Consider the following 25,778-nt stretch of genomic DNA (forward strand, 5'->3'; position numbering starts at 1 on the left):
GACGGGAAAGGGCAAATTTTGCCATGCTGCCGACCATATACAAGGGATTGCCAGAAAAATCAGTCAGTAAGGTTCGAGAGGGAGGGCGCGTGCCCGGAAGGGGCGGGGTCGATGGCGCGCTCCAGCACGATAGCCTCGGCCCGGTAGCCGGCCAGCTCGCGGCGATAGCACTCGGTGAACCCTCGGCGCTGCCAGAAGGACAAGGCGACCTCATTGCTGGCAATGACCGACAGGCGCAGCCGGGTTGCGCCCCAGGCGCGAGCCAGCGCGCAGGCGTGCAGATAGAGCGCCTGACCGCGGCCGGCCCCCTGCCAGGGCTCGCCCACCAGCAGCAGCCCCAGATAGGCGGTGGTGGGCTCGGGGTAGCCGCGCAGCAGATCGAGCACGGCGGTGAGCTCCCCCGCCTCCCAGCGCCCGATCACCTGTTTGGCAGAGAAGGGCAGCGTCGGCGGACAGGCCGTGAGCGCCTCCTCTGCCGCCTGGGCGCAGAGCGGCGCGTGACTTATCGCCGCCTGATAGGCCGGAGCCAGCTCGAACAGCCGCTGCAGGGCGGGCGCATCGCTTGCCTGCAGCTGACGCAGCTCAGTTGGCATCGCCAATCCTGTCCAGCTGACCGAGGAACTCGGCGGGCCCCATAAAGCCGGTCACCCGCTGGCCGCTCACTTCATTGCCGGCGCGGTCGAAGAAGATCAGGGTCGGCAGGCCCAGCACGTTGAGGCCGTTGAGCAGTTCCACATCGGCATCGTCGTTGGCGGTGACGTCCGCCTGCAGCAGTACCATCTGGCCGAAGCGCTCGCGCACGGCGGGGTCGCTGAAGGTCTTGTGTTCGAACTCCTTGCAGGCCACGCACCAGTCGGCATAGAGATCGAGCAGCACCGGCTTGCCGCGGGCGGCGGCCAGCTGGGTCTTGAGATCGTCCAGGGTCTTGATGCGGATGAAGGCCGGCGTCTCGGCCTGGGCGGCGACGCTGGCGCCCGGGGAGGGCAGCAGCAGATCTTTGCCCACCACCACGGCACTGATCATCGCCAGCAGCAGCACGAAACCGCGCAGGCTGCGCCCCACCGAATGTTGCTGGTGCTGGTTGTGATGGTAGAGGTAGCCGCACAGCAGCAGCCCCCAGCCGAGCCAGGCCAGGGTGGCGACCTGATCGCTCCACAGCCTGGAGAGCAGCAGGATGGGCACCGCCAGCAGCGCAAACCCGAACAGCTGCTTGATCACGTCCATCCAGGCGCCCGCCTTGGGCAGCAGTTTGCCGCCCGAGGTGCCGAGCAGCAGCAGCGGCAGCCCCATCCCCAGCGACAGGGCGTAGAGGGCCGCGCCGCCGAGCCAGAGATCGCCGCTCTGGGCCACGTAGATGAGGGCGCCGGAGAGGGGGGCCGTGGTGCAGGGGGAGCAGACCAGGCCGGAGATCATCCCCATGATGCCGACCCCGAGCACGGAGCCGCCCTGCTGGCGGTTGGAGAGACCGGAGAGTCGGGTCTGCAGGCTGCTCGGCAGCTGCAGGGTATAGAGCCCGAACATGGAGAGGGCCAGCAGCACGAACATCACCGAGAGCCCGATCAGCACATAGGGGTGCTGCAGCGCGGCCTGGAATTTCAAGCCTGCCGACGCCACCACCAGCCCGAGCAGAGTGTAGGTGACCGCCATCCCCTGCACGTAGACGAAGGAGAGCAGGAAGGCGCGGCGGGTGGAGAGGCGATGGCCGGCCCCGGCGATGATCCCGGTCAGGATGGGATACATGGGGAAGACGCAGGGGGTGAAGGCGAGGCCGAGCCCCAGTGCGAAGAAGGCGGCGACGCTGAGCCAGAAACCCTGGTTGCCGAGGGCGGCCGCCAGCTGATCCTGCTGGCTGCTGGCCGGGGCCGGCGTGGGCGCATCGACCTGGTCATGCGGTGGTTCGGCGACGAGGGGCTCGACGGCGATCCGCTTGTCGGTCGGGGGATAGCAGAGGCCGTCGGTGCAGCCCTGATAGCTGATCTTGAGGCTGGCCTGCTGGCCCGCCTCGGTCAGGGTGACGGGGATCTGCACCTCCCGGTAATAGACCTGGGTCTTGCCGAAGAAGTCGTCTTCATGATCGGTGCCGGCGGGCAGCACCGGCTCCTCGAAGGTGAGGTTCTCGCCCTGGAAGCTGAAGCGGTGGCGGTAGAGGTAGTAGTCGTCGGCGATGCGCAGGCGCAGCAGCAGCCGGTTGCCCTGCTGTTCGCTCTCGAGGACGAACGCCTCGTCCACTTTCAGAAATTTGGGCTGGGCGCTGGCCTCTATGCCGAGGGCACTCAGCAGATCCGTGCTGCTGGCCCGGGCCGGCAGTGAGTCGAGCCCGGCCAGCAGGGCGCAGAGCAACAGCAGGGGAGATAGCAGGCGAAACGGCGTCATGAAGTTTCCTGTTTTATCCAGTCGAGATAGGGCTGGTGGCCCTGGCTTGTCGGCAGTGCCAGGATCTCCGGCACCTCATAGGGGTGATGAGCAAGAATGCACTGGCGCAGCGGCTCGAACAGGGCCGCTTGCGACTTGATGATGAGCTGGATCTCTGTGGCCCGCTCGATCTGGTTCTGCCAGCGATAGACGGAGGTGAGGCCGGGCAGCTGGTTGATGCAGGCCGCCAGCCGCCGGTCGAGCAGTTGTTCGCATATGAGGTCGGCACTGGCCTCATCCGGGCAGGTGCAAAGCACCAGAATGGCGTCAGTCATGGTGAAATTTCTCGTCCGTACCGGGCGGCCAGGCGCCCGCAAACCAGTGGCTACTATACCTAGCGACGGGTCAAATAGCATCTGGCGCACTTTGCGGCTGCGACATGAAAATAAGTGGGGGGCATGAGATAGACGCTGTCAGAGCGACAAGGCAGAATGAGCGGGCTTGTTCCCATTCGACGTAAGGAAATGTATGACCCAACAGAATGAGCAGCAGAGAAACCGCATGTTGAGCCTGTTGCGCGAAGGTGAGCGCCGTATGTTGGTGCAACTGGCCGGTCTGCTGCGTACCAGTGCCGATGAAATCAATGCCGAGCTGGAAAAAGAGGAGTTGCTGGAGACCCTGGAGCAACCGGTCACGGTGGAGTATCTCAACGGCGTGGTGCAACACCATCTGTTCGAGCGCCTGCACAAGGGTGACATGGTGGCGGCCCAGCGTCTGCTGACCCAGTACCAGAGCGACCTTGAGGCCATGCTGACCCAGGAGGCCGAGGCAGAGGCCCAGACCGAAGAGCTGAAGGCACAAGCCTGAAGGCTGCGGCAGGCCCGCCGGGCTTGTCCTCCCCCAGCACCATCATGCCTCTTGCATGATGGTGCCTCGTTTTTCCCACCGTTTTTTGCCGTCGTTCAACCCAGTGCGTTCTGCTGCCACTGACCCGGGATTGGGTACACCTTGTCGTAGCTCCAGTTGTAGACGAAGGCGTAGACCAGATAGAAGGTCACGAAGCCGATATTGAGCGCCAGCGCCGCCAGCAGGGCGAGATCCAGCCACCAGGCGATGACCGGCAGGGTGAGCGCCATGAAGCCCCCTTCAAAGCCGAACGCATGGACCACGCGCTGCCACAAGGTCTTGTGCGGGTGCCCCTGGTACTTGAGCAGCAGCTTGTCGAAGCCGATGTTGTAGACATAGTTCCAGACGGTGGCCAGTACCGAGAACAGGACGGCCAGCGGCCCCATGTGGCTGAGCTCGATGCCTGTGATCCAGCTGGCCAGGGGGGCTGCGATGAGCAGACCTATCACTTCAAAGCCGATAGCGTGGCGGATACGGTCATTGCGGGTACGCATAAATTCCTCTCTTTAAACAGCTATGTTGACTGACTGGTTGGCAATCTATCCCTATTTTTTGATAGTTTCACGTTAGTATCCATCGCTAAAATAGATGGATGACCGCATTTTCAGGAGCAGGACGATGAACCCATCGCTGGAACAACTCAGGGTATTGCTGGCCGCCGCGCAGGCAGGCTCCTTCTCGGCGGCCGCGCGCCAGCTGGGCAAGGCGCAGTCGGTAGTCAGCACCGCCATCGCCAATCTGGAGATAGATCTGGGGCTGGAGCTGTTCGATCGCAGCGGGCGCTATCCGGTGCTGACCGAGGCGGGCGTGCGCATCAGCCAGGAGGCCGGCATCTTGCTGGCCCAGAGCGCCCGCTTGCAGGCCATCGCCGGCGAGCTGGCCAGCGGCGTCGAGTCGCGCCTGACCCTGGCCATCGATGATGACTCCCACCTGCCCTGGCTCGGCGCCGTGCTGGAGGAGTTCGCCACCCACTACCCGACGGTTGAGCTGGAGCTGCTGTTTCCGCTGATGGAGGATCTCACCGAGATGCTGATTAGCGGCCGCGCCCAGCTCGGCATCAGTTATCAGAAGGAGAACCCGCAGCAGGAGATCGTGGCCCGCTCGCTGGGAGGCGTCGCCATGCCGCTGGTGGTCTCCCCCGAACATCCGCTGGCCCACAAGGCGCCGCTGCGGGAGAGCGATCTGCAGGGGGCTCGCCAGCTGCTGGTGACAGGGCGACGGGAAGGGACTGAGCGCCATCGCTTTCGCCTGTCGGCGCAAGTGTGGTGGGTGGAGGGGGATCTCGGGATCCTGGAGCTGGTGAAACTGGGGCTGGGGTGGGCGGCGGTGCCCGATTTTCTGCTGCACCGGCCGCTGGCTCGGGGCGAGGTGGTGGTGCTCAAGCCGGACTTCATCACCCAGCCGGAGCTGGCGCTGGAGCTGCAGTGGCATCGCGCCCGCCCGCTCGGGCAGGCGGGGCGCTGGCTGAAGGAGGCTCTGCTGGCGCGGGTGCGCTAGCAGGGTGCTTTGCTTCGCTTACTCGGTCAGCTGATAGGGGAGGGGCTGCAGGGTCAGGCTTGAGCCCTCTTCCTGCTTGAGCCGGAAGCGGGCGTCGGCCTCGGTGTCCTTGGGCAGCACGGCGGTGAGCCACAGCTCGCCATCCTGCTGCCAGGCGTTGAGCACCATGCCGCTGCGGCGCCAGTTGTCACCGAGCTGGATCTCCAGGGTGTCGCCGCTGGTAACCGGGGTAGTGGCGGTGCCGCTCAGCACGAACAGGGCGCGGTTGTTGGCGCCGCGATACTTGGCGCGGGCCACCGTCTCCTGCCCCATGTAGCAGCCCTTGGTGAAACTGATGCCATCCAGCGCCTGCAGGTTGAGCATCTGGGGAATGTACTCACCCTGATGAACCGCCTCCAGATGGGGGATGCCGGCCTTGATCTCCAGTCCCCACCAGAGCGACTCGGGGCCGCTGGGCAGGGCCAGCGCCAGCGGCTGTTCGCTGACCAGCAGCCAGCGATCGGCTTCGATCCGCACCGCCATGCCACCCTCGATGAGGCCGCTCTGCTGCAGGTCGTATTGCCCCGCGATCCAGCCATCGGCTCCCTGACCGGCCACGCCGACCGCCTGGCCGTGATTCTCGCTGATCTCGACCTTGGCAAAGATCGCGAACTTCTTGAGCTCGGGTAGCTGGCGGGCCAGCACCGACGGCTTGGTCAGCATCAGCAGGCGATCGCTCAGGCAGAGCAGGCGAAAATCGCTCCACAGCTTGCCCTTGGGATCGCAGTGGCCGCCCAGGGTGTGCTGGCCTGGCTGCAGGGCGTTGACGTCACAGGTGACCTGACCCTGCAGGTATTTGGCGCGATCCGGGCCGCTCAGGCTGGTGATGGCCAGATCGGTCAGAGGGAACAGGGTTGGCTCGGCAGGAAGGATTGGCAGGCTCACGATGGCATTCCAGAGACAGAAAGTATGTGACCTGCATGGTAAAGACGTAAGGAATGTTTGTCAGCCGGAAAATCCAGCTGGTACCATCGCCGGGTCTTTGTAAGGAGAGTTCCATGTTGAGCCCAATTGAAAAATCCCGCCTGAAGTGGGCCTGCCGCCGTGGCATGCTCGAGCTGGATGTGATCTTTATGCCCTTCTTCGAGCACGAGTTCGATGGCTTGAGTGAGGCCGATCAGCAGACCTTCATCCGCCTGCTGGAGTGTGAGGATCCGGAGCTGTTCCGCTGGAGCATGGGCCACGGCGTGCCGGAAGACCCTGCCTTCGCCGCCATGATCCCGCTGATCCTGGAACGCAATCAGGCCCGTCACGATCGCCAGCGCTGATCCATCCGTACGGGTGTCGATGCCCGTCACCGTCTCCAGACAGCAGCGTCTGCTGCTGTTGTCGCTGTTTCTGCTGATCCTGTGGCCACTGGCCGCCCTGATCCACGGCTGGCAGTGGGCCCTGTTGCTGCCCTGCTGGGGTCTGGGGTTGTGGCGCGCCTGGCTCGACACGAGCCGGATGACCGGCGTGCTGGAGTGGGACGGTCAGTGGCTCAGCTGGCAGGGCAACCGTTATCAGCTGGGGGCGGGCAGCCGCATCTGGCCCGGCGTGCTCTGGTTGCAGCTGGTAGCGGTGGAGCGTCCCGCCAGCCGGCTCTGGCTGTTCAGCGATGCGCTGGCACCGGCCCACTACCGCACGCTGGCTCGCGCCATCCACTTCTCCCAGCCGATCCGCTAGCCTCTCTTCCCCATAAAACAGATGACCCCGCCGGAGCGAGGTCATCTGGATATTGCTTCTTATTGCTTGTAGCAGAGACTAGTCTCGCTCCGGCGTCAGCACGGTCGGCTTGGAGTCCGGCTGCATGTCCGGATAGTCCGGGTTGCAGCAGTGCAGGCCGTGGGACCTTCAGGCTCATTGCTGAGCGAAAAGATCAATCCCGTTCCGGCGTCAGCACGGTCGGCTTGGAGTCCGGCTGCATGTCCGGGTAGTCCGGATTGCAGCAGTGCAGGCCACGGGACCTTCAGGCTCATTGCTGAGCGAAAAGATCAATCCCGCTCCGGCGTCAGCACGGTCGGCTTGGAGTCCGGCTGCATGTCCGGATAGTCCGGGTTGCAGCAGTGCAGGCCGCGGGAACTTCAGGCTCATTACTGAGCGAAAATATCAATCCCGCTCCGGCGTCAGCACGGTTGGCTTGGAGTCCGGCTGCATGTCCGGGTAGTCCAGGTTGTAGTGCAGGCCGCGCGACTCCTTGCGCTGCAGGGCGCAGTTGACGATGAGCTCGGCCACCTGCAGCAGGTTGCGCAGCTCCAGCAGGTTGTTGGAGACCCGGAAGTTGGCGTAGTACTCCTGCACCTCCTGCTTGAGCAGGTCGATGCGGCGCTTGGCGCGGGCCAGACGTTTGTTGGTACGCACTATCCCCACGTAGTCCCACATCATCAGCCGCAGCTCGTGCCAGTTGTGTTGGATCACCACCAGCTCATCCGAATCTTCCACCTTGCTCTCGTCCCACACCGGCAGGTGGGGCGGCTCCACGCTCGTCGGCAGCTTGGCCAGGATGTCGGCCCCCGCCTGATGGGCATAGACCACGCATTCGAGCAGGGAGTTGGAGGCCATCCGGTTGGCACCGTGCAGCCCGGTATAGGTCACCTCGCCGATGGCGTAGAGGCCGGGAATGTCGGTCTGGCCGTTGTTGTCGATCATCACGCCACCGCAGGTGTAGTGGGCGGCGGGGACGATGGGCATCGCCTCCTTGGTGATATCGATGCCGACCGCGAGGCAGCGCTCATGGATGGTCGGGAAGTGCTTGATGATGAAATCGGCCGGCTTGTGACTGATGTCCAGATACATGCAGTCGGCACCGAGCCGCTTCATCTCGTGGTCGATGGCGCGGGCGACTATGTCCCGCGGTGCCAGCTCGGCCCGCTCGTCGAAGTCGGGCATGAAGCGACTGCCGTCGGGGCGGCGCAGATAGGCCCCCTCGCCGCGCAGGGCTTCTGTCAGCAGGAAGTTGGGGTCATCGGGGTGGAACAGGCTGGTGGGGTGGAACTGGTTGAACTCCAGGTTTGCTACCCGGCAGCCGGCGCGCCACGCCATGGCGATACCATCGCCAGAGCTGACGTCCGGGTTGGAGGTGTACTGGTACACCTTGGAGGCACCGCCGGTGGCCAGCGCCACGAAGCGGGCACGGATCACCTCGACCTGCTCGGCGTTGCGGTTCCAGACATAGGCGCCCAGCACCCGGTTGCCGGGCAGACCCAGCTTGCGGGTGGTGATGAGGTCGACCGCGTTGAAGCGCTCCATCAGCTGGATGTTGGGGTGGGCGCGCACCTGATCGATCAGGGTGAGCTGCACCGCCTTGCCGGTGGCATCCGCCGCGTGGAAGATGCGGCGATGGCTGTGGCCCCCTTCGCGGGTCAGGTGATAGTGGGATTCGCCCTCGGCGTCCTCCTCCTGATCGAAGGGGACCCCCTGCTGGATCAGCCACTGGATGGAGTCGCGGGCGTTGCGGGCGGTGAACTCCACCACGGCCGGGTCACACAACCCGGCCCCGGCGTTGAGCGTGTCGCTCACGTGGGATTCGATGCTGTCGGTCTCGTCGAACACGGCAGCGATGCCTCCTTGCGCATAGAAAGTGGCCCCTTCACTGATGGGCCCCTTGCTCAGAACCAGGACTTTGGCCTGGTCTGCCAATCGCAACGCGAGAGACAAACCGGCGGCACCGCTGCCAATGATCAGTACGTCGCAAAGGTATTCAACACTTGCTTTCATAAGTATCATTGGCCTGGATTAAGAACTGGCACCATGGTAGCCCAAGCGAGGGTGGTGATGCAGCCTGCGTCACATTTTTTTCAATGCAAGCGAACTTTCCCTGATTCCTCCTGTCTGAACTTGTGCGCTTAGGAAGGGCCGGAAAAGAAAAACGATAACCTGATGGGGGTTTTACGGCTCTGATGAGCGACCAGAATCTACTGGACGAACAGCTGGTTGAACGGGTCCAGCGTGGCGATAAAAATGCATTCAACCTGTTGGTAAAAAAATACCAGCACAAGGTGGTCAACCTGGTGGCCAGGTATGTCAACAATCCGGGCGATGTACCGGATGTGGCGCAGGAGGCTTTCATCAAGGCTTATCGCGCGCTGCCGACATTCCGTGGCGAGAGCGCCTTTTACACCTGGTTGTACCGGATTGCCGTGAACACGGCCAAGAATTATCTGACCTCTCAGGGGCGCAGGCCGCCCAGCAGTGACGTAGAGGCGGAAGAGGCAGAATACTATGGCGGTGGCGAAGCCTTGCAAGAGGTGGCTACCCCGGAAAACCTGACGCTGACCGACGAGATCAAGCGCACCGTGTTTTCTGCCATAGAAGCTTTGCCGGAAGACTTGAGGACAGCTATCACCCTTCGCGAACTGGAAGGGCTGAGCTACGAAGAGATTGCCGAAATCATGGATTGTCCGGTGGGTACGGTGAGATCCCGCATCTTCCGGGCGAGGGAAGCAATCGATAAAAAGCTGCAACCTCTGATCGAGAATTAAACTGGGGAAAGACAGGTTAACTTATGGCAAATAAAGAGCAACTCTCGGCCCTGATGGACGGTGACTTGAGCGATGTTGAGGTTCTGAACGAGCTGGGAACGGATCCGGCTCTGCAAGAGACCTGGTCTCGTTACCACCTGATTGGTGATGCCATGCGGGGGGACCTGCCGGTCAATCTGCAACTGGATCTCAGCGACAGCATCATGGCTGCGCTGGAAGATGAACCTACCATACTGGCGCCCAAGCCGGTGGAGAGCAAACCTGCCGTACCGCAGCCGGGTAGCGCCAAGACCGCCACGATAGTGCCGTTCCTGCGCCGTGCCGGCCAGCAGGTAGGGCAATACGCCATCGCCGCCTCGGTCGCTGCCGCCGTCATCTTCGGGGTGCAGCAGTATCAGGGGCAGGACGGTGTGCCGACCAACCCGGTACTCAACACTATCCCCGTTGGTGGCAGTGCCTCGCCGGTAAGCGTGCACTATCCGCAGGACGGCAATCGTGCAACCCAGCGTCAGCAGGGGTTGAGCGAACAGCAGATGCAGGAGCAGCGCGAACGCATCAACGCTTTCCTGCGCGACCACCAGTTGCAACAGCGTCTGCTGCAAGACAAGCAGATTCAGGAATAACGGATTAGGGATCAGAACGTGCGCCAGTCCAGCCGTATTTTGCTGGCCTCTCTCCTGTTGATCAGCGCCAAGGCCTCGGCCGACGACAAGTCGGCCGAGGCCTTGTTGCAGCAGATGCAGAGTGCCGTCTCGCAACAGAATTTCGAATTGTCCATGGTCAAGGCCCGGCAGGGGCGACTCGAGCCTATCCGCTTCAGCCACGGCGTGATCGATGGCAAGGAGGTGGCTCACCTCAGCTACCTCGATGGCAAGACCATCGAGTACCTGCAGCGCCAGGACGAGTACACCTTTTTTGAAAATACCCATGAACCCTACACCCTCAAGGGGGCACGTTTCCCCGGCGTGTGGGCCACCTTGGTGAGAATGCCGTTGCCGCGGGTGCTGGAGAGTTATGATCCTGTGCTGGCCGGCCGCAGCCGGGCGGCTGGGTTGGTGGCTCAGGTGGTGCGGCTGGTGCCCAAGGAGGCCGACAAGTACGGTTTCGTGCTCTGGATTGATGAGCAGAGCAGCTTGTTGCTGCGGGTGGACATGGTGGATCGGGAAGGCAACCTGGTCGAACAGGTGTTGGGGGTGGATCTGGACCGGCTCCCTGCGCCGGCCCCCTGGCTGGTGAAGCTGGCCAGCAGCAAGCTGCCCCAGGCGCTGGCGTTGGAAGATGCCTATCCGGCGCCGCAGCAGCAGCTGAACTGGCACCTCACCTGGCTGCCTGAAGGCTTCAAGGTGCTCTCCCGGGATCGTCACCAGCTGGTGACTACCAGTCTGCCGGTGGATTACATGATGCTCTCCGACGGGCTGGTGGATCTCTCGGTCTACGTGGCCCGGGTCGATCCCAAGCAGGCGGTGCGCCAGCAACTGATCCGTCAGGGCGCCACCTCGCTGGTGAGCTTCGTCAATGACGTGGGGGTCGAGATAACCGTGGTCGGGGAAGTGCCGGCCGACACCGCCAAGCGGATTGCCGAATCGGTGCAGCCGCTGGCCCGCAACGAGGCCGTACAGTAAGCCGTCAGACGCGGCTGCTTGCCCAAGGCCGGCAGTCGTGTTCAGATTGGGTCAATCTATCTTTCGTTATTGTGGAACCGTCTTGTGAGTGGAATGAGCGAAGAGCTGGCAACCGTGGTGGCCATTGATGGAGAACATGCCTGGGTGGAGTGCGAACGGCGCTCCGCCTGCAGCGGTTGTCATCAACAGTCCAACTGCGGTACCGGCACGGTGGCCAAGGCGTTTCCATTGAAAGCGCAGCGACTGCGGGTGGCGCTCACCGCCGAGGTGAGCGTCGGCCAGCAGGTGAGGCTCGGCATTCCCCAGGCGAGCATCCTGCAGGGGGCCGCGCTGGTCTATGTGCTGCCGCTGTTCTGCCTGCTGGCGGGGGCCCTGCTGGGGCAACTCTGGCTGGCACCCCTGCTCTCTGCGGGGGAGGGGGTCACCATCCTCTGCTGCCTGCTGGGGGGCCTCGTCGGTTTTTCACTGGTTCGTTACTTTTCCAACCGGCTCGATCAGGGGGCCTATGGTCCCCGCATGCTGGGTGTGGTCCTGCCCACCCGCCATCTCTCCTGACCGTGCAGGCCGCTATTTCTGGTGCTTCGTCGACTAAAGATTGGCCGTCGACCGGGTTATCCAGTAAAATCCTGCCTCCATATCCGGCCCTAACCTAATTTTGAGTGATTCTTGCTCGATGAAACACATTCGTAACTTTTCGATTATTGCGCACATCGACCACGGTAAATCGACCCTGTCGGACCGTCTGATCCAGACTTGTGGCGGCCTGTCCGACCGCGAGATGCAGGCTCAGGTGCTTGACTCCATGGAACTGGAGCGCGAGCGCGGCATTACCATCAAAGCACAGAGTGTGACCCTGAACTACCAGGCACAAGACGGTAACACCTACCAGCTGAACTTTATCGACACCCCGGGCCACGTGGACTTCTCCTACGAGGTCTCCCGCTCGTTGGCGGCCTGTGAAGGGGCACTGCTGGTGGTGGATGCCGGCCAGGGGGTTGAGGCACAGACTCTGGCCAACTGCTATACCGCCATGGAAATGGACCTGGAAGTGGTGCCGGTGCTGAACAAGATCGACCTGCCGGCCGCCGAGCCAGAGCGGGTTGCCGAAGAGATCGAGGACATCGTCGGCATCGACGCGGTCGATGCGGTGCGCTGCTCCGCAAAGACCGGCCTCGGTGTCGATCTGGTGCTGGAAGAGATCGTGGCCAAGATCCCGTCTCCGGAAGGGGATCCGGATGCCCCGCTGCAGGCGCTGATCATCGACTCCTGGTTCGACTCCTATCTGGGCGTCGTCTCTCTGGTGCGGATCAAGAACGGTTCGCTCAAGAAGAACGACAAGATCAAGGTAATGAGCACCGGCCAGACCTGGGGTGTCGATCGTATCGGTATCTTCACACCCAAGCAGGTGGATACCGACGGTCTGGGCTGCGGCGAGGTAGGTTGGGTCGTCTGTGGCATCAAGGACATCCACGGCGCGCCGGTGGGCGATACCCTGACCCTGGCCAAACACGGTGCCGAGAAGGCGCTGGCCGGCTTCAAGAAGGTGAAGCCGCAGGTTTATGCCGGTCTGTTCCCCATCTCCAGCGATGACTACGAGTCCTTCCGCGATGCACTGGAGAAGCTGTCGCTCAACGACGCCTCTCTGTTCTACGAGCCGGAGAGTTCAACCGCACTGGGCTTCGGCTTCCGTTGTGGCTTCCTCGGCATGCTGCACATGGAGATCATCCAGGAGCGGCTGGAGCGTGAGTACGATCTGGATCTGATCACCACGGCGCCGACCGTGGTCTACCAGATCGAGCAGACCGACGGTACCACCATCCACATCGACAGCCCGGCCCAGATGCCCGCCATCACCAGCATCAAGGAGATGCGTGAGCCCATCGCCGAGTGTCACATTCTGCTGCCGCAGGAGTACATGGGCAACGTGATCACCCTCTGTATCGAGAAGCGTGGCGTGCAGACCAACATGGTCTACCACGGCAAGCAGGTGGCACTGACCTACGAGATCCCGATGGCGGAAGTGGTGCTCGACTTCTTCGACCGCCTCAAGTCCACCAGCCGCGGTTACGCCTCGCTGGACTACGGCTTCAAGCGTTTCGAAACCTCCGACATGGTCCGTCTGGACATCATGATCAACGGCGAGCGGGTCGACGCCCTGGCCATCATCACCCACAAGGAGAACGCCCAGTATCGCGGTCGCCAGGTGGTGGAGAAGATGCGCGAGCTGATCCCGCGCCAGATGTTCGATATCGCCATCCAGGCTGCCATCGGCAACCAGATCATCGCTCGCAGCACCGTCAAGGCCCTGCGCAAGGACGTGACCGCCAAGTGTTACGGTGGTGACGTGAGTCGTAAGAAGAAGCTGCTGAACAAGCAGAAAGAAGGCAAGAAACGGATGAAGTCTCTGGGCCGTGTCGACGTGCCGCAGGAAGCCTTCCTCGCAATTCTCCACGTCGGAAAGGATTAATAGATGGCAAGCACGTTTTCCCTGATCCTGGTGGTGGTCTGCGCGATCACCGGTGTTATCTGGTGTCTGGACAAGATGATCTGGTCCAAGCAGCGGGCCGCCAAGATTGCCGTGGCCCGTGCCCACGGCGGCGCCCATCTGGACGAGAAAACCCTGGCCAAGGTGGCCCCCGTGCCGGTCTGGATCGAACAGACCGCCGGGGTCTTCCCGGTCATCACCCTCGTACTGATCCTGCGCTCCTTCATCTTCGAACCGTTCCAGATCCCGTCTGGTTCCATGATGCCCACCCTGCTGGTGGGCGATTTCATCCTGGTGGAGAAGTTTGCCTACGGCCTCAAGGATCCGGTGACCAACACCAAGTTCCTCGAGACTGGTGAACCCAAGCGCGGCGATGTGGTGGTGTTCAAGTATCCGCTGGATACCCGGGTGGACTACATCAAGCGCGTAGTCGGCATGCCGGGGGATCGGGTCATCTATCGCAACAAGGAGCTGATGATCCGGCCCAAGTGCGAGGAGCAGGAAGGGAAAACGTGCCCGGGCTTCCAGAAGCTCGACGTCAAGTTTGAACAAAGGGGTGAATTTACCCAGATGGGGATCCCGCTTGACCGCTATACCGAGCAGCTGGGCGAGGTGTCTCACGAGACCCTGCGCAACCCGCTGATGCCCGATATGGTCGGCCGTTACTACCGCCAGCCCGGCACCTACCCCGACGAGTGGGTTGTACCGGAAGGTCAGTACTTCGTCATGGGCGACAACCGTGACAACAGTACCGACAGCCGTTTCTGGGGCTTCGTGCCCGAGCAGAACCTGGTGGGCAAGGCGGTCGCTATCTGGATAAGTTTTGAATTCGAGCGCGAAGAAGGCTCCCTGCTGCCGAGCTGGGTACCGACAGGGGTGCGCTTCAACCGCATTGGCGGAATCAAGTAAATGAATATCAAGATGAACAGACTGCAGTCCCGTCTCGGGCATGTCTTTCAGGATCAAGAACTGCTGACCCGGGCGCTGACTCACCGCAGCGCCGGCTCCCGTCACAACGAGCGACTGGAATTTCTGGGTGACTCCATTTTGAGTCTGGTGATTGCCGACGATCTGTTCCACCGCTTCCCGCAGGCGGCGGAAGGGGATCTCAGCCGGATGCGCGCCACCCTGGTACGCGAGAAGACCCTGGCCGAACTGGGCCGGGAGTTCGACCTCGGGGATCACCTGATCCTGGGGCCGGGCGAGCTGAAAAGCGGTGGTTTTCGCCGTGAATCCATTCTGGCCGATACGGTCGAGGCGGTGATTGGCGCCGTCTATCTGGATACCAATCTTGAGACGGTACGGACCCTGCTGCTGGGCTGGTACGCCAGTCGCCTGGACGAGATCAAGCCGGGCATAGAGCAGAAGGATCCCAAGACCCGTCTGCAAGAAATTCTGCAGGGAAGCCGCAAATCCCTGCCGACCTACACAGTGACCAACGTCAAGGGCGAAGCCCACAACCAGGAGTTCACCGTCCAGTGTGAGGTGGAAGGCCTGGATGGTCCGCTGGTCGGGGTCGGCACCAGCCGCCGCAAGGCCGAACAGGCCGCGGCGCAGCAAGCATTGGAAAAACTGTCATGACAGATAGCACTTATTGCGGCTTTGTCGCCATCGTGGGCCGCCCCAACGTGGGCAAGTCCACCCTGCTCAACAAGCTGCTTGGCCAGAAGGTCAGCATCACCTCGAAGAAGCCCCAGACCACCCGTCACCGGATCCTGGGGATCGACACCGAGGAGAACTATCAGACCATCTACGTGGATACCCCGGGTCTGCACATTGAAGAGAAACGGGCCATCAACCGCCTGATGAACCGCGCCGCCACCAGTTCGCTGGGGGACGTGGCCATGGTGGTGTTCGTGGTCGACGGCACCCACTGGACCAAGGACGACGAGATGGTGCTGGGTAAACTGCGCAACCTCAAGTGTCCCGTGGTGCTGGCGGTCAACAAGATCGACAACGTCAAAGAGAAAGAGGATCTGCTGCCCCACCTGGAGTGGCTGGGCCAGCAGATGAACTTCTCTCACATCCTGCCCATCAGCGCCGAGAAGGGCACCAACGTGGAGAAAATCCGCGAGTGGGCCAAGGATCTGCTGCCGGAAAACGTCCACTTCTTCCCGGAAGATTACGTGACCGACCGCTCCTCCCGCTTCATGGCCTCCGAAATCATCCGCGAGAAGCTGATGCGCTTCACCGGTGAGGAGCTGCCCTACTCGGTGACGGTGGAGATCGAGCGCTTCAAGGTGGAAGAGAACGGTCTCTACCACATCCACGGCCTGATCCTGGTGGAGCGCGAAGGCCAGAAGAAGATGGTCATCGGCAACAAGGGCGAGAAGATCAAGACCATCGGCACCGAGGCCCGCATCGACATGGAACGGCTGTTCCAGAACAAGGTGCACCTCGAGCTGTGGGTCAAGGTCAAGTCCGGCTGGGCTGACGACGAGCGCGCCCTGCGCAGTCTCGGCTATGGCGACGACTGATTGCTGACCCCGGCTTTCGTCATCCACAGTCGGCCCTATCGGGAGACCAGCCAGCTGGTCGAGGTTTTCACCCAGGATAGTGGCCGTTTTACCCTGGTGGCTCGCGGTTCTCGCGGGCCACGCTCGCCTCTGAAGGGGCTGTTGCAACCCTTTACCCTGCTCACCATCGCCTGGCGTGGCAAGGGGGATCTCAAGAATCTCACCCAGGTCGAGTGCCCGGATCACTCCCTGCGCCTCGGTGGCGATCGCCTCTTCTACGGCCTCTATCTCAACGAGCTGGTCTACTACCTGCTGGAAGCGCACACCCCCTTCCCCGAGGTGTTCGATGCCTATGCCCGCGCCATCATGGCGCTGGCCGACGGCGAGACGCCGGAGCTGCCGCTGCGCCGCTTCGAGTTCCTGCTGTTGCAGGCGCTGGGTTATGCGGTGGACTTCGAGTACACGGCGGATGACGAGTCGCCAATTGAGCCAACCCTGCTCTACGGCTTCGAGCGAGAGTTGGGCTTTGTCGCTTGCGAGCGGGCGCCGGATCCCCGTACCCTGTTTCTCGGCGCGCACCTGCTGGCCTTTGCCGAGGGGCGCTTCGATACTCCCCCCCTGTTGCAGGCGGCCAAGCGTTTCAGCCGGCTGGCGCTGCAACCCTATCTGGGACGGCGTCAGTTGAAGAGCCGGGAGCTGTTTTTAAAGCGCAGAGGTGCAGGCCAGGGCTGAACGCCTGCCGGCCTTGTGCCTCTGCCGCGGGTTGCAACCTGCAACCCCCCACGTGACATACGGATATCGGCGCTGGCGCCAAGGCGGCAGCTGCACAGTTAACAGTGAAGAGCTTCAAGGAGTCGTCAATGAGCGAAATCTATCTGGGTGTGAACATCGATCACATCGCCACCCTGCGCAATGCCCGGGGCACCCAGTATCCGGATCCGGTACAGGCCGCCTTCGTGGCCGAGCAGGCCGGTGCCGATGGCATCACGGTGCACCTGCGGGAAGATCGCCGCCACATCACCGACCGTGACGTGGAGATCCTGCGCCAGACCATCCAGACCAGGATGAACCTGGAGATGGCGGTGACCGAGGAGATGATCGGCATCGCCTGCCGTATCAAGCCTCACTTCGTCTGCCTGGTGCCGGAGAAGCGCACCGAGGTGACCACGGAGGGTGGCCTGGATGTGGCCGGCCAGCTGGACAAGGTGACCGATGCGGTGACCCGTCTGGCCGCCGTCGGTGCCCAGGTGTCGCTCTTCATCGATGCCGACCCCATCCAGATCGATGCGGCCGCCGCGAGCGGTGCTCCCTTCATCGAGATCCACACCGGTCGCTACGCCGATGCCACCACGGATGCCGAGCGTAACGCCGAGTTCAAGCGCATCGCCGCCGGTGCCTCCTATGCCGCCGGCAAGGGCTTGAAGGTCAATGCCGGCCACGGCCTGCACTACCACAACGTCAAGGCCATCGCCGCCATCCCCGAGCTCTATGAGCTCAACATTGGTCACGCCATCATCGGCCGCGCCGCCTTCGACGGCCTGGCCAAGGCGGTCAGCGACATGCGCCTGCTGATGCAGGAAGCCCGTCAGGGGATCTGATCTGTCGGCAGGGGTTGGGCCTCGCGACACGAAGAAAAAGGGACGCCACGGCGTCCCTTTTTGTTGCGGTATGATGGAAAGGTCGGTGGCGGTCAGACTTGCACTGCCTTCTGCGATGTTCAGAGTTTGCCGTCGCTCATACACATGCGGATCTTGGCGGCGACCACCTCCTCCATGGCGGCCATGGCGGGCACCAGATACTGGCGCGGGTCGCTGGCGTCGGGGTGGGAGGCCAGGAACGCCTTCATGGCGTCGGAGAAGGCGATCTTGAGTTCGGTGGCCACGTTGACCTTGCACACCCCGAGCTCGATGCAGCGGCGCACGTCCCGGTCGGGAATGCCGGAGGCGCCGTGCAGCACCAGCGGCACCGCTACCCTGGCCCGGATGGCGGCGAGGCGCTCGAAGTCGAGGCGCGGCTCCTCCTTGTAGAGGCCGTGGGCCGTACCGATGGCGACGGCCAGGGAGTCGATGCCGGTGCGCGCCACGAACTCGGCCGCCTTGTCCGGGTCGGTCAGATGGGCGTTGGCGGCGTCCACGATGAGGTCATCCTCCTGGCCGCCGAGCTGGCCCAGCTCGGCCTCCACGCTTGCCCCCATGCGGTGGCAGAAGGTGACGACCCGCTGCACCTTGGCGACGTTCTCCTCGAACGGCAGGTGGGAGGCGTCGATCATGGCGGAGTGGATGCCGGCTTCGACCTTGTAGTGGATATCCTGCTCGTCCTCGTGGTGGTCCAGATGCAGTACCAGCGGGATGCGGTACTGATGGGCAGCTGAGGCGCAGATGGAGACCAGGTACTCGACCCCGGCGTGGCGGTAGGTACCCGGCGTGGCGGCCAGGATCACCGGGGAGTTCAGTTTGGCGGCGGTGCGGGCCACCACCTCGACGGTCTCCAGGTTGTGGATGTTGAAGGCGGGCACCGCATAGCCGCGGCGCTGGGCATCTTTAAGCATTTCGTGGGACGAGATCAGATACATGAGGACTCCTTGGCACCCAGAGGGGCACCAGCTTCAGGGAAAGAGAGAGGGGCAGGGGCGGGGAGGATCTCCCGGCCGGCCACCCAGATATGTTGTTGATTGAGCTCCGCGGTCAGGGCGAGTAGGTTGGCCTGCTTGCCGACGGCCAGCGAGCCGAGGCGATGTTCCACCCCCTGCATCCTGGCCGGTGCCAACGAAGCCATGCGGATGGCCTCCTCCAGCGGCACGCCGGCCAGCTGCACCATGTTGCGCACGGCGCCGAGCAGCGTGAGGGTGCTGCCCGCCAGGCCGCCGGTGTCGGTGCGCACCACCCCGTCCTTCATCTCCACCCGGTAGTCGCCGAGCAGGTAGTGACCGTCCGGCATGCCGGCGGCGCGCATGGCATCCGTGATGAGCAGCAGGCGATCCCTGGCGCAGCAGTGACAGAGTCTGAGCACGCTCGGATGGACGTGGTGGCCGTCGGCGATGAGCTCCAGCCAGGCACCGGGATGCACCAGGCCTGCGCCGACCATGCCGGGTTCTCTGTGGTGCAGGCCGCGCATGCCGTTGAAGCAGTGCACCAGCCCGGAGGCCCCCGCCGCCAGCGCCGCCATGGTGGTGTCGTGGTCGGCGGCGGAGTGACCCAGCATCACCCGGATGCCGGCCTGCTTGAGATGACGGATGGCGGCCAGCGCCCCGCCCTTCTCGGGGGCGAGGGCGACCACCTTCAGGGTGCCTCGCGCCACCTGTTGCAGCTGGTCGAGCTCCGCCAGATCCAGCTCCCGGAACAGGGCCGGGTCATGGGCCCCTTTGTTATCCGGGGTGAAGTAGGGCCCCTCCAGATAGCTGCCGAGCAGTTGCGCGCCCGGCTGGGGGCTCGCCATGGCATCGGCGATGCGACCCAGGGTGCTGAGGATGGCGGGCAGCGGGGCTGTGACCGTGGTGGCGAGGAAGGCGCCCACCCCTTCTGCCGCCTTGGCAAGGGAGAGGCGGGCCAGGGCGTCGGCCGCCTCATCCATCACGTCGACGCCGGCCCCGCCGTGAACATGGCCATCGATGAGGGCGGGCACCAGCAGCTCGACCTCCCGCACCGGGTCGTTGGCCGGGATGGGGCCGATGGCGGTGATGATGCCCCCTTCATGGGTCAGTACCTGATGTTCCTGCCAGCCCTGCTCGGTCAGCAGGCGGCGGGCGCGGATCCGCTCTGCCATCTAGATCCCCTCCTCGGCCAGGGTCTCGGCCCGCTCGCGCGCCAGCTCGTCCACCAGGCTGGTGAGGCCGCGATGACCACAGCACAGCGCCTGTTCACGAAACTGGGACGGGGTCAGCTCGCCGCGCTCCATCACCATCTCCAGCAGCAGCTGCAGATTGGTGCCGGTGACCACCTCCCGCCCGGGTTGGTGCAGAGCCAGGGTGGAGGCGACCCGAAACGGGGTTCCCCCCAGCAGGTCGGTCAGAAAGACCACCCCATCCCCTCGTTCCACCTGAGTCAGGGCGGTTTCGCACTGATCCTGCAGCAGGGCCGTGGTGGAAGACTCGGGAAAGTCGATGGCGACCACCGCCTCCTGCTCGCCGAGGATCTGCAACATGGCCTGTTCCATGCCGCTGGCGAAGCCGCCGTGTCCGCAAATGATGATGCCCAACATAACCTGTTCCTTTACAGCAAAGGGCCGGCCTGGTGCCGGCACCGGATTAGAGGAAGCCTGCAAACTTGCCGACGATGCCGAGTACGACCGTGATGACGATGAGGCGCAGCGGGCTCCAGCCGCGGCGGATCAGCCCATACATGGCCAAGGTGTAGAGCAGCGGCAGGAAGGCGGGCATCAGCTTGTCAAGCACGTCCGCCTGCAGCTTTACCACCGCATCGCCGGCGGTGATCTCCAGGGTTGTGCCGAGCCGCACATAGGTGGCGACCAGGGCGCCGATCACCGTCATGCCGACGATGGAGGCGGCATGGCCCACCTTGCGGGTGTTGGCCTTGATGAGCGGAATGGCGGCCACCCCCATGCGGTAGGCGTAGTGCGCCAGCCCGAAGCGCAGGCCGAAGTGCACCAGGTTGAACAGCAGGAAGAAGACCACAGCCCCCATGATGGAACCCTGCAGGGCCAGGTCGGCGCCGATGCCGCCGCAGATGGGCAGCAGGGTGAGCCAGAACATGGCATCACCGATCCCGCCGAGCGGTGCGCCAACCGCGATCTTGGTGCTCTGGATGCTGTTGACGTTCTGCTTGGAGCGCTCCATCGCCAGCACTATCCCCATCACGAAGGTGACCAGGAAGGGGTGGGTGTTGAAGAAGCCCATGTGGCCCTTCATCGCCCGGGAGAGATCCCGCGGGTTGGTGTGGATCTTCTGCAGTGCCGGCAGCAGGCCGTAGAGCCAGCCGGAGGCCTGCATCCGCTCGTAGTTGAAGGAGGCCTGCAGCAGCAGAGAGCGCCAGGCGAAGCGGTTGATGTCCTGGCGGGTCAGCTCGGCCCCCAGCTGCTGATCTTCGTAGACGTCGTCGGAGACGGTGCGGGTCGGTTGCGGCTCGGCCGCCTGGGTCAGCCGGGTGGCGGTGTTGTTAGATGCCATCTTCAGTTTCCTCCTGGGTGGGGCGGGCTTGTGGCGCCGGGTCCTTGCGCATGAAATCGATCAGGGCCATGGCCAGGGCGGCCGCAGCGATGGCCAGCACCGGCAGCTTGAGCCAGGCGGCGGCAACGAAACCGAGGATGAAGTAGGGGATGTAGACGTTCTTCATCATGATCTTGAGCAGCACGGCGAAGCCGATGGCGGGCATGATGCCGCCGGCGACGCCGAGGCCGTCGATGAGGCGGGCGGGCAGCACGTCGATGGCGGTCTTGGCGTGTTCTGCCCCGAAGTAGGTGGGCAGGAAGGCACACAGGAAGTAGAAGGAGCCGAGTGCCAGCAGCGCCAGGTAGTTGACCCGCTCGATGCCGCGCACATCCCCCTGTTCCGCCATCCGGTCACAGCGGGACATGACCCCCGACATCACCGAGAAGAGGAAGGTGATCCCCATCTGGACCGCCACCGCGAACGGTACCGCGACCCCGACCGCCACATCCGGCTTGACCCCGGTGGTGATGGCGAAGGTGGCGCCGACTATGGTGCCGATGATGACGTTGGGCGGCTGGGCGCCTGCCAGCGGGGCCAGCCCCATCCAGACCAGCTCCAGGGTGCCGCCCACCAGAATGCCGGTGGGCAGGTCGCCGAGGATCAGGCCCACCAGCGGGCCCAGTACCACGGGCCGGTGGAAGTGGGTCAGGCCGTTGAACAGGTCAAGCCCGGCGAAGAACGCCAGCATGCCCAGCAATAGCCCTTGCAACAAACTGATTTCCATCACAATTGTCCTTAATCAGATGAGGTTGAAAATGTCCTGTGCCGGTTCGGTCGGCACCCCCTGGACAAAGCAGGCGACGTGGGCGTCCTGCAGGGCGCGAAACGCCGCTATGTCCGACTCGTCCACCGATACCGTCTTGTGGATCTGACGCTTGCCGTCGGCGTAGTGCATGTTGCCGACGTTGATGCAGGGGATGGGCACCCCGCCCTCCACCAGGGTGCGAAAGTCCGCCGGACTCTTGCACACCAACAGGATCTTCTGGCGATCGGCGGCCTTGCCGATGTTGTCTATCACCTTCTGCAGCGGCCAGAAGCGCACTGCGATGCCCTCCGCCAACACCATCTCCATCAGGTTCTGCTGGATAGGGTCCTCTGCGACTTCGTCATTGGCGACCAGCACCAGATTGGCGTCGGCGAAGCCGACCCATTGCACGCCGACCTGACCGTGGATCAGGCGCTCGTCGATACGGCTCAGCACTATGTTCGGCATCAGACGCCTCCTTGCTGGTTGAACGGATAGATGTTGACCCCCTGCACTACCCGGTTGACCCGCCCGCTCGGGCAGGGGTTGTCCGGGGTGATGCCCAGCACCAGCGCGGTGTGGAAGGCGTAGTACTGGGCGTAGAGCAGGTAGCAGAGCGCCAGCTCGGCGTCGTCACCGTTGAGGGGGGCGGGCAGATAGATGTGTTCGCCGGCGCTGATGAGCGGATCCGGCCGGTCGGCCAGGGCGACCACCCGGGCGGCATGGCCGTCCTGGCGCAGCTCGCCGAACAGGTCCAGGTCGTACTGGCGGGTATAGGGATCGTTGGACACCATCAGCACGATCAGGGTCTGCCGATTGATGGCCGACTTGGGTCCGTGGCGAAAGCCGGTGGGGGAGTCGTGCATGGCCATCACCTGGCCGGCGGTGAGCTCCAGCAGCTTGAGGGCCGCCTCCTGGGCCACCCCCTGCAGGCTGCCACTGCCAAGGTAGATGACCCGCTCCGGCAGCGGCCGATCCCACTCGGGCACCTTCAGTTCGGCCTGCGGCAGAATGGCATCCCCCAGCGCGATGAGCGGCTGGCTGGCGATCGGGTTGAACTGGCGCGGCAGGAACACCGCCAAACAGCTCAGCATCATGCTGGTGAGGCTGCTGGTCATGGCAAAGCTGCGGTCGTGGGTCTGGGGCGGCATCAACAGCGCCAGGGAGCGGGCATCCTTCTGGCAGCGGCGATAGAGCTCCCCCTCGCCGTTGCAGGTCAACACCAGGTGGTGGCACTCGCTCAGCAGCTGGCTGGCCAGCTCGACCGCCGCCACGCTCTCCGGGCTGTTGCCGGAGCGGGCGAAGGAGATGAGCAGGGTCGGGCAGTCCTGTGCCAGGTATTCGCCCGGATCGGTGACGATGTCGGTGGTGGCGATCGCCTCGAAACGGCCGTTGAGGCGGGCACTGAGATAGGGAGCGAGGGCGCGGCCGGCAAAGGCGGAGGTGCCGGCGCCGGTCAGGATCACCCGCAGGTTGCCCCGTGACAGCAGGGGCAGCAGGAAGCGCTCTATGGTGGCGCGGCACTCCTCCACCATGGTGAGGGTCTCCCGCCAGGTGGCGGGTTGCTGGCGAATTTCACGGGCGGTGGCCAGGCCGTTGGCCGACCGCAGCGTCTCTTCTGGATAACCAAGGATCATCTCTACAACTCCTTATACAACCGGGGTCAGCCGGGAGTGGCTGGCGGGAACGGCGCTGCAGGCCGCCGCGTACTGGCGCAGCACCTCCTGCACCTGATCGAGAATGAGGTCATGGGGATTGGCCGAGAGCGAGCCCTGGCGCACCTTGCGGTATTGCAGCGGCAGGTGCTGGCTGAGCAGCGGCAGGGGAATGGGTTCGGCGGCCAGGTTGGCCAGCAGCCGGGCGTAACAGTCATCGACCCGGCTGTCGGGCCAGTAGTAGCGAATGCGATCGGAGTAGCTGTAGCCACGGGCCAGCCGGCACTCGTTGGGGCTGCCCTGATAGTGGCTGCGCCAGAAGTCGGGGCGATCCAGCATGGTCTCTTCCAGCACCTGGCGCAGACCCGAGCAGGCCTTGGCCACCACCAGTTCTTCCTCGATGGCGGCGAGGGCAAACAGCGCCTCGCGCAGGGCAAAGGTGAGGGCGGGGCCGACCTTGAGGATGGCGAAGTGATCGCGTACCAGCTGGCGGTAGGCGTCCGGGGTCTGGTAATCGGTGGAGTGGGCCTCGAACACCAGATGGGGATAGGCCTCGATCATCCGGCTCAAGGGGGCGGCCCGCTCGGGGCGGTAGTCGATGACGTGGGTGTGGTCGAACTCCACGCCGGGCTGCACCACCAGACCGATCACCCGCGGCCAGAGCTGGGCCAGTCCGGCCTGCTCGAAGGCCTGCTGGTGGGCGGCCAGAGTGTGGCGCGCCGCCTCCGGCGTGGTGACTGCCAGTTCGGCCAGCTCTTCGTGGGCGCCGCCCGGTACCGGCACTTCGGTACCAATCACATAGACCAGGTCGCTGTGGCCAAACTGCTCTGTGGCGGTCTGCTCGGCCACGTTTGCCAGCCGGGCTGCGCGCGCCGCCACCAGTTCGTCGGTCAGCGGCACCGGATCCCCCTGGCAGGACATGCTGCAGTCGAGGTGGATCTTCTTGAAGCCGGCCGCGACATAGCTGGCGACGAGATCCTCGGCGTGGGCCATGGCCTGTTCGGCGGGCTCGCTCTGCCAGCGGTTGGGGCCGAGGTGATCCCCACCCAGTACCAGCCGCTGCACGGGAAAGCGGCACTCGGCGGCGAGCCGGTGCAGCAGGTCGCGAAAATCGGCCGGCGTCATGCCGGTGTAGCCGCCAAATTGATCCACCTGATTGGAGGTGGCCTCGACCAGCAGCAGTTGATCCCCTTGCGCCGCCAGTCGCAGGGCCGCCTCCAGCACCAGCGGATGGGCGGAGCAGACGGCGTAGATCCCGACCTGTTCCCCCTGCTTGTGTTGTGCGACCAGATCCAGCATTGATTTCATTTCCCTCTTCCTCTTGGCCTGAACAAGATGCGTTGCTTTCGATTTCTTTCTTTACCCTAGGCGTACGGCGTTCGAAACGAAATAAAAGCGTGTTCGCATCTTGAGCAAGATCACAAAAAGAAATGAATCGAAAGTTATGTGGCTGTTTTAGGGAGTCTGACGGCACTTCTCAATCCAATGAAAGCTTGATTTGCCATCGAGGCTGAGTGTTAATAGGGAAACGTAACGAAGTGAAAGCTCTACTTTCACCACAGGACTCCGGCAGAGAGACTATGCAAATCACCGAAAAGAGCGTGCTCGGCACCAGCGAGCGACGGGAGCGCATCATTCAGCAGCTGCGCAGCAATGGCAGCGTTCAGGTCAACGAGCTGGCCGGCCACTATCAGGTCTCCACCGTCACCATCCGCAACGATCTGGCATTTCTGGAGAAACAGGGGGTGGCGGTGCGCGCCTACGGCGGCGCCCTGTTGTGTGAATCCGGCCAGCCGGTGGCCGAGCGCACCATCGCCGACAAGAGCGTGCTCAACACCCCGGTCAAGCAGCGCATCGGCGCCATGGCGGCGAGCCTGGTGCAGCCGGGTTGTCGCCTCATTCTCGACTCGGGCACCACCACCCTGGAGGTGGCACGCCATCTGCGCGATCACCAGGAGATAGTGGTGATGACCAACGGCATGAACGTGGCGAACGCCCTGCTGGAGGCGGAAGGGGTGGAACTGCTGATGACGGGCGGCCACCTGCGCCGCAAGTCGCTCTCCTTCTACGGCGCTCAGGCGGATCTCTCCTTGCAGAACTATCACTTCGATCTGCTGTTTCTCGGGGTGGATGGCATCGATCTGGAGCGCGGCGTCAGCACCCATCACGAAGACGAGGCCAGGCTCAACCGCTGCATGTGCCACGTGGCCGAGCGGATCATCGTCGTGACCGACTCCAGCAAGTTTGGCCGGCTGAGCCTGCACAAGATCATCGATACCCGGCGCATCCACACCCTGATCACCGACGACGCCATTGCGGCGGAGACCCTGGCCGGTCTGCGTCAGGCCGGGATAGAGGTGCTGCTGGTGGAGGCCTGAGCCGGCAATCGACGAAGAA

29 protein-coding genes are annotated in these 25,778 nt (G+C 63.6%); 15 read left to right on the plus strand and 14 right to left on the minus strand.

Features of this window, described 5'->3' with window-relative positions; all coding sequences use genetic code 11:
• Positions 1 to 59: 59 nt before the first annotated feature.
• The 3 genes from PG897_RS17155 to cutA are packed head-to-tail and all read right to left on the minus strand — an operon-like array spanning position 60 to position 2,687.
• Positions 60 to 593 (minus strand): GNAT family N-acetyltransferase, encoded by a 534-nt coding sequence (locus tag PG897_RS17155; protein WP_201877685.1) that lies wholly within the window; start codon positions 591 to 593, stop codon positions 60 to 62.
• Positions 583 to 2,373: a protein-disulfide reductase DsbD gene (locus PG897_RS17160; RefSeq protein ID WP_201881411.1), complete on the minus strand. Its 1,791-nt coding sequence runs from the start codon at positions 2,371 to 2,373 to the stop codon at positions 583 to 585. The genes PG897_RS17155 and PG897_RS17160 overlap by 11 nt, the downstream gene beginning before the upstream one ends.
• Entirely contained in the window at positions 2,370 to 2,687 is a 318-nt protein-coding gene (gene cutA, locus PG897_RS17165; protein ID WP_201881409.1) for a divalent-cation tolerance protein CutA, read from the minus strand. The genes PG897_RS17160 and cutA overlap by 4 nt, the downstream gene beginning before the upstream one ends.
• A gap of 193 nt (positions 2,688 to 2,880) precedes the next feature.
• Here cutA and PG897_RS17170 point away from each other — a divergent pair, with 193 nt between their 5' ends.
• The gene (locus tag PG897_RS17170; protein WP_019839856.1) at positions 2,881 to 3,219 is read left to right on the plus strand and encodes a hypothetical protein; all 339 of its coding nucleotides are present in this window, start codon (positions 2,881 to 2,883) and stop codon (positions 3,217 to 3,219) included.
• A gap of 95 nt (positions 3,220 to 3,314) precedes the next feature.
• On the opposite strand, the gene PG897_RS17175 is transcribed toward PG897_RS17170, so the two are convergent.
• The gene (locus PG897_RS17175; protein ID WP_005309357.1) at positions 3,315 to 3,752 is read right to left on the minus strand and encodes a PACE efflux transporter; all 438 of its coding nucleotides are present in this window, start codon (positions 3,750 to 3,752) and stop codon (positions 3,315 to 3,317) included.
• Positions 3,753 to 3,876: 124 nt separating this feature from the next.
• Here PG897_RS17175 and PG897_RS17180 point away from each other — a divergent pair, with 124 nt between their 5' ends.
• Positions 3,877 to 4,755 carry a LysR family transcriptional regulator gene (locus PG897_RS17180; protein WP_043170438.1) on the plus strand — a complete coding sequence of 293 codons (879 nt, stop codon included), beginning with the start codon at positions 3,877 to 3,879 and terminating at the stop codon, positions 4,753 to 4,755.
• An 18-nt stretch (positions 4,756 to 4,773) separates the two neighbouring features.
• Here PG897_RS17180 and ygfZ read toward each other — a convergent pair whose 3' ends face one another.
• The gene (gene ygfZ / locus PG897_RS17185; RefSeq protein WP_042051136.1) at positions 4,774 to 5,679 is read right to left on the minus strand and encodes a tRNA-modifying protein YgfZ; all 906 of its coding nucleotides are present in this window, start codon (positions 5,677 to 5,679) and stop codon (positions 4,774 to 4,776) included.
• A gap of 113 nt (positions 5,680 to 5,792) precedes the next feature.
• Here ygfZ and PG897_RS17190 point away from each other — a divergent pair, with 113 nt between their 5' ends.
• Both PG897_RS17190 and PG897_RS17195 read left to right on the plus strand, forming a co-directional pair.
• Positions 5,793 to 6,062, plus strand: coding sequence for an FAD assembly factor SdhE (locus PG897_RS17190; RefSeq protein WP_005309363.1), 270 nt, complete (start codon positions 5,793 to 5,795; stop codon positions 6,060 to 6,062).
• A 19-nt stretch (positions 6,063 to 6,081) separates the two neighbouring features.
• Entirely contained in the window at positions 6,082 to 6,459 is a 378-nt protein-coding gene (locus tag PG897_RS17195; RefSeq protein ID WP_017764759.1) for a protein YgfX, read from the plus strand.
• A gap of 423 nt (positions 6,460 to 6,882) precedes the next feature.
• On the opposite strand, the gene nadB is transcribed toward PG897_RS17195, so the two are convergent.
• Positions 6,883 to 8,490: an L-aspartate oxidase gene (gene nadB / locus PG897_RS17200; RefSeq protein WP_043170434.1), complete on the minus strand. Its 1,608-nt coding sequence runs from the start codon at positions 8,488 to 8,490 to the stop codon at positions 6,883 to 6,885.
• Between the two features lie 182 nt (positions 8,491 to 8,672).
• Here nadB and rpoE point away from each other — a divergent pair, with 182 nt between their 5' ends.
• The 10 genes from rpoE to pdxJ all read left to right on the plus strand — a co-directional run bounded on the left by rpoE (position 8,673) and on the right by pdxJ (position 17,415).
• Positions 8,673 to 9,254, plus strand: a complete 582-nt coding sequence (gene rpoE / locus PG897_RS17205) for an RNA polymerase sigma factor RpoE (RefSeq protein ID WP_005309371.1) — start codon at positions 8,673 to 8,675, stop codon at positions 9,252 to 9,254.
• Between the two features lie 23 nt (positions 9,255 to 9,277).
• The gene (locus tag PG897_RS17210; protein WP_043170433.1) at positions 9,278 to 9,877 is read left to right on the plus strand and encodes an RseA family anti-sigma factor; all 600 of its coding nucleotides are present in this window, start codon (positions 9,278 to 9,280) and stop codon (positions 9,875 to 9,877) included.
• Between the two features lie 18 nt (positions 9,878 to 9,895).
• On the plus strand, positions 9,896 to 10,876 hold the full coding sequence (locus tag PG897_RS17215) for a MucB/RseB C-terminal domain-containing protein (RefSeq protein WP_010635033.1): 981 nt from the start codon (positions 9,896 to 9,898) through the stop codon (positions 10,874 to 10,876).
• A 93-nt stretch (positions 10,877 to 10,969) separates the two neighbouring features.
• The gene (locus tag PG897_RS17220) at positions 10,970 to 11,431 is read left to right on the plus strand and encodes a SoxR reducing system RseC family protein (protein ID WP_005309378.1); all 462 of its coding nucleotides are present in this window, start codon (positions 10,970 to 10,972) and stop codon (positions 11,429 to 11,431) included.
• A 118-nt stretch (positions 11,432 to 11,549) separates the two neighbouring features.
• Positions 11,550 to 13,343 carry a translation elongation factor 4 gene (gene lepA, locus PG897_RS17225; RefSeq protein WP_005309379.1) on the plus strand — a complete coding sequence of 598 codons (1,794 nt, stop codon included), beginning with the start codon at positions 11,550 to 11,552 and terminating at the stop codon, positions 13,341 to 13,343.
• Positions 13,344 to 13,346: 3 nt separating this feature from the next.
• Positions 13,347 to 14,270, plus strand: coding sequence for a signal peptidase I (gene lepB / locus PG897_RS17230; RefSeq protein ID WP_005309381.1), 924 nt, complete (start codon positions 13,347 to 13,349; stop codon positions 14,268 to 14,270).
• On the plus strand, positions 14,271 to 14,942 hold the full coding sequence (gene rnc, locus PG897_RS17235) for a ribonuclease III (protein ID WP_005309383.1): 672 nt from the start codon (positions 14,271 to 14,273) through the stop codon (positions 14,940 to 14,942).
• Positions 14,939 to 15,838 carry a GTPase Era gene (era, locus tag PG897_RS17240; RefSeq protein WP_005309385.1) on the plus strand — a complete coding sequence of 300 codons (900 nt, stop codon included), beginning with the start codon at positions 14,939 to 14,941 and terminating at the stop codon, positions 15,836 to 15,838. The genes rnc and era overlap by 4 nt, the downstream gene beginning before the upstream one ends.
• Positions 15,839 to 16,549 carry a DNA repair protein RecO gene (gene recO, locus PG897_RS17245; protein ID WP_017779322.1) on the plus strand — a complete coding sequence of 237 codons (711 nt, stop codon included), beginning with the start codon at positions 15,839 to 15,841 and terminating at the stop codon, positions 16,547 to 16,549.
• 128 nt (positions 16,550 to 16,677) lie between these two features.
• Positions 16,678 to 17,415, plus strand: coding sequence for a pyridoxine 5'-phosphate synthase (gene pdxJ / locus PG897_RS17250; protein WP_017786468.1), 738 nt, complete (start codon positions 16,678 to 16,680; stop codon positions 17,413 to 17,415).
• Between the two features lie 119 nt (positions 17,416 to 17,534).
• Here pdxJ and PG897_RS17255 read toward each other — a convergent pair whose 3' ends face one another.
• The 8 genes from PG897_RS17255 to kbaZ are packed head-to-tail and all read right to left on the minus strand — an operon-like array spanning position 17,535 to position 24,689.
• On the minus strand, positions 17,535 to 18,389 hold the full coding sequence (locus PG897_RS17255; RefSeq protein WP_005309394.1) for a tagatose bisphosphate family class II aldolase: 855 nt from the start codon (positions 18,387 to 18,389) through the stop codon (positions 17,535 to 17,537).
• Positions 18,380 to 19,579 carry an N-acetylglucosamine-6-phosphate deacetylase gene (gene nagA, locus PG897_RS17260; RefSeq protein WP_043170430.1) on the minus strand — a complete coding sequence of 400 codons (1,200 nt, stop codon included), beginning with the start codon at positions 19,577 to 19,579 and terminating at the stop codon, positions 18,380 to 18,382. Before nagA ends, PG897_RS17255 begins: the two co-directional genes overlap by 10 nt.
• A complete protein-coding gene (agaF, locus tag PG897_RS17265; RefSeq protein ID WP_043170428.1) occupies positions 19,580 to 20,014 on the minus strand; it encodes a PTS galactosamine/N-acetylgalactosamine transporter subunit IIA in 435 nt (144 codons plus the stop codon). It lies immediately after the preceding gene.
• A 46-nt stretch (positions 20,015 to 20,060) separates the two neighbouring features.
• Positions 20,061 to 20,939, minus strand: a complete 879-nt coding sequence (gene agaE / locus PG897_RS17270; protein ID WP_017780934.1) for a PTS N-acetylgalactosamine transporter subunit IID — start codon at positions 20,937 to 20,939, stop codon at positions 20,061 to 20,063.
• The gene (gene agaW, locus PG897_RS17275; RefSeq protein ID WP_005309402.1) at positions 20,929 to 21,705 is read right to left on the minus strand and encodes a PTS N-acetylgalactosamine transporter subunit IIC; all 777 of its coding nucleotides are present in this window, start codon (positions 21,703 to 21,705) and stop codon (positions 20,929 to 20,931) included. The genes agaE and agaW overlap by 11 nt, the downstream gene beginning before the upstream one ends.
• 15 nt (positions 21,706 to 21,720) lie before the next feature.
• Positions 21,721 to 22,194: a PTS N-acetylgalactosamine transporter subunit IIB gene (gene agaV / locus PG897_RS17280; RefSeq protein ID WP_201881405.1), complete on the minus strand. Its 474-nt coding sequence runs from the start codon at positions 22,192 to 22,194 to the stop codon at positions 21,721 to 21,723.
• Positions 22,194 to 23,363, minus strand: a complete 1,170-nt coding sequence (locus tag PG897_RS17285) for an SIS domain-containing protein (RefSeq protein ID WP_201881402.1) — start codon at positions 23,361 to 23,363, stop codon at positions 22,194 to 22,196. The genes agaV and PG897_RS17285 overlap by 1 nt, the downstream gene beginning before the upstream one ends.
• A gap of 12 nt (positions 23,364 to 23,375) precedes the next feature.
• Complete coding sequence (gene kbaZ / locus PG897_RS17290; RefSeq protein ID WP_201881395.1) at positions 23,376 to 24,689, minus strand: tagatose-bisphosphate aldolase subunit KbaZ; 1,314 nt, start codon at positions 24,687 to 24,689, stop codon at positions 23,376 to 23,378.
• 272 nt (positions 24,690 to 24,961) lie between these two features.
• Between kbaZ and PG897_RS17295 the strand changes: the two genes are divergently transcribed.
• The gene (locus PG897_RS17295; RefSeq protein ID WP_005309410.1) at positions 24,962 to 25,759 is read left to right on the plus strand and encodes a DeoR family transcriptional regulator; all 798 of its coding nucleotides are present in this window, start codon (positions 24,962 to 24,964) and stop codon (positions 25,757 to 25,759) included.
• Positions 25,760 to 25,778 lie beyond the last annotated feature (19 nt).

It is taken from the genome of Aeromonas sp. QDB20, from assembly GCF_027707805.1.
In the GTDB taxonomy this organism is placed as follows: domain Bacteria; phylum Pseudomonadota; class Gammaproteobacteria; order Enterobacterales; family Aeromonadaceae; genus Aeromonas; species Aeromonas dhakensis.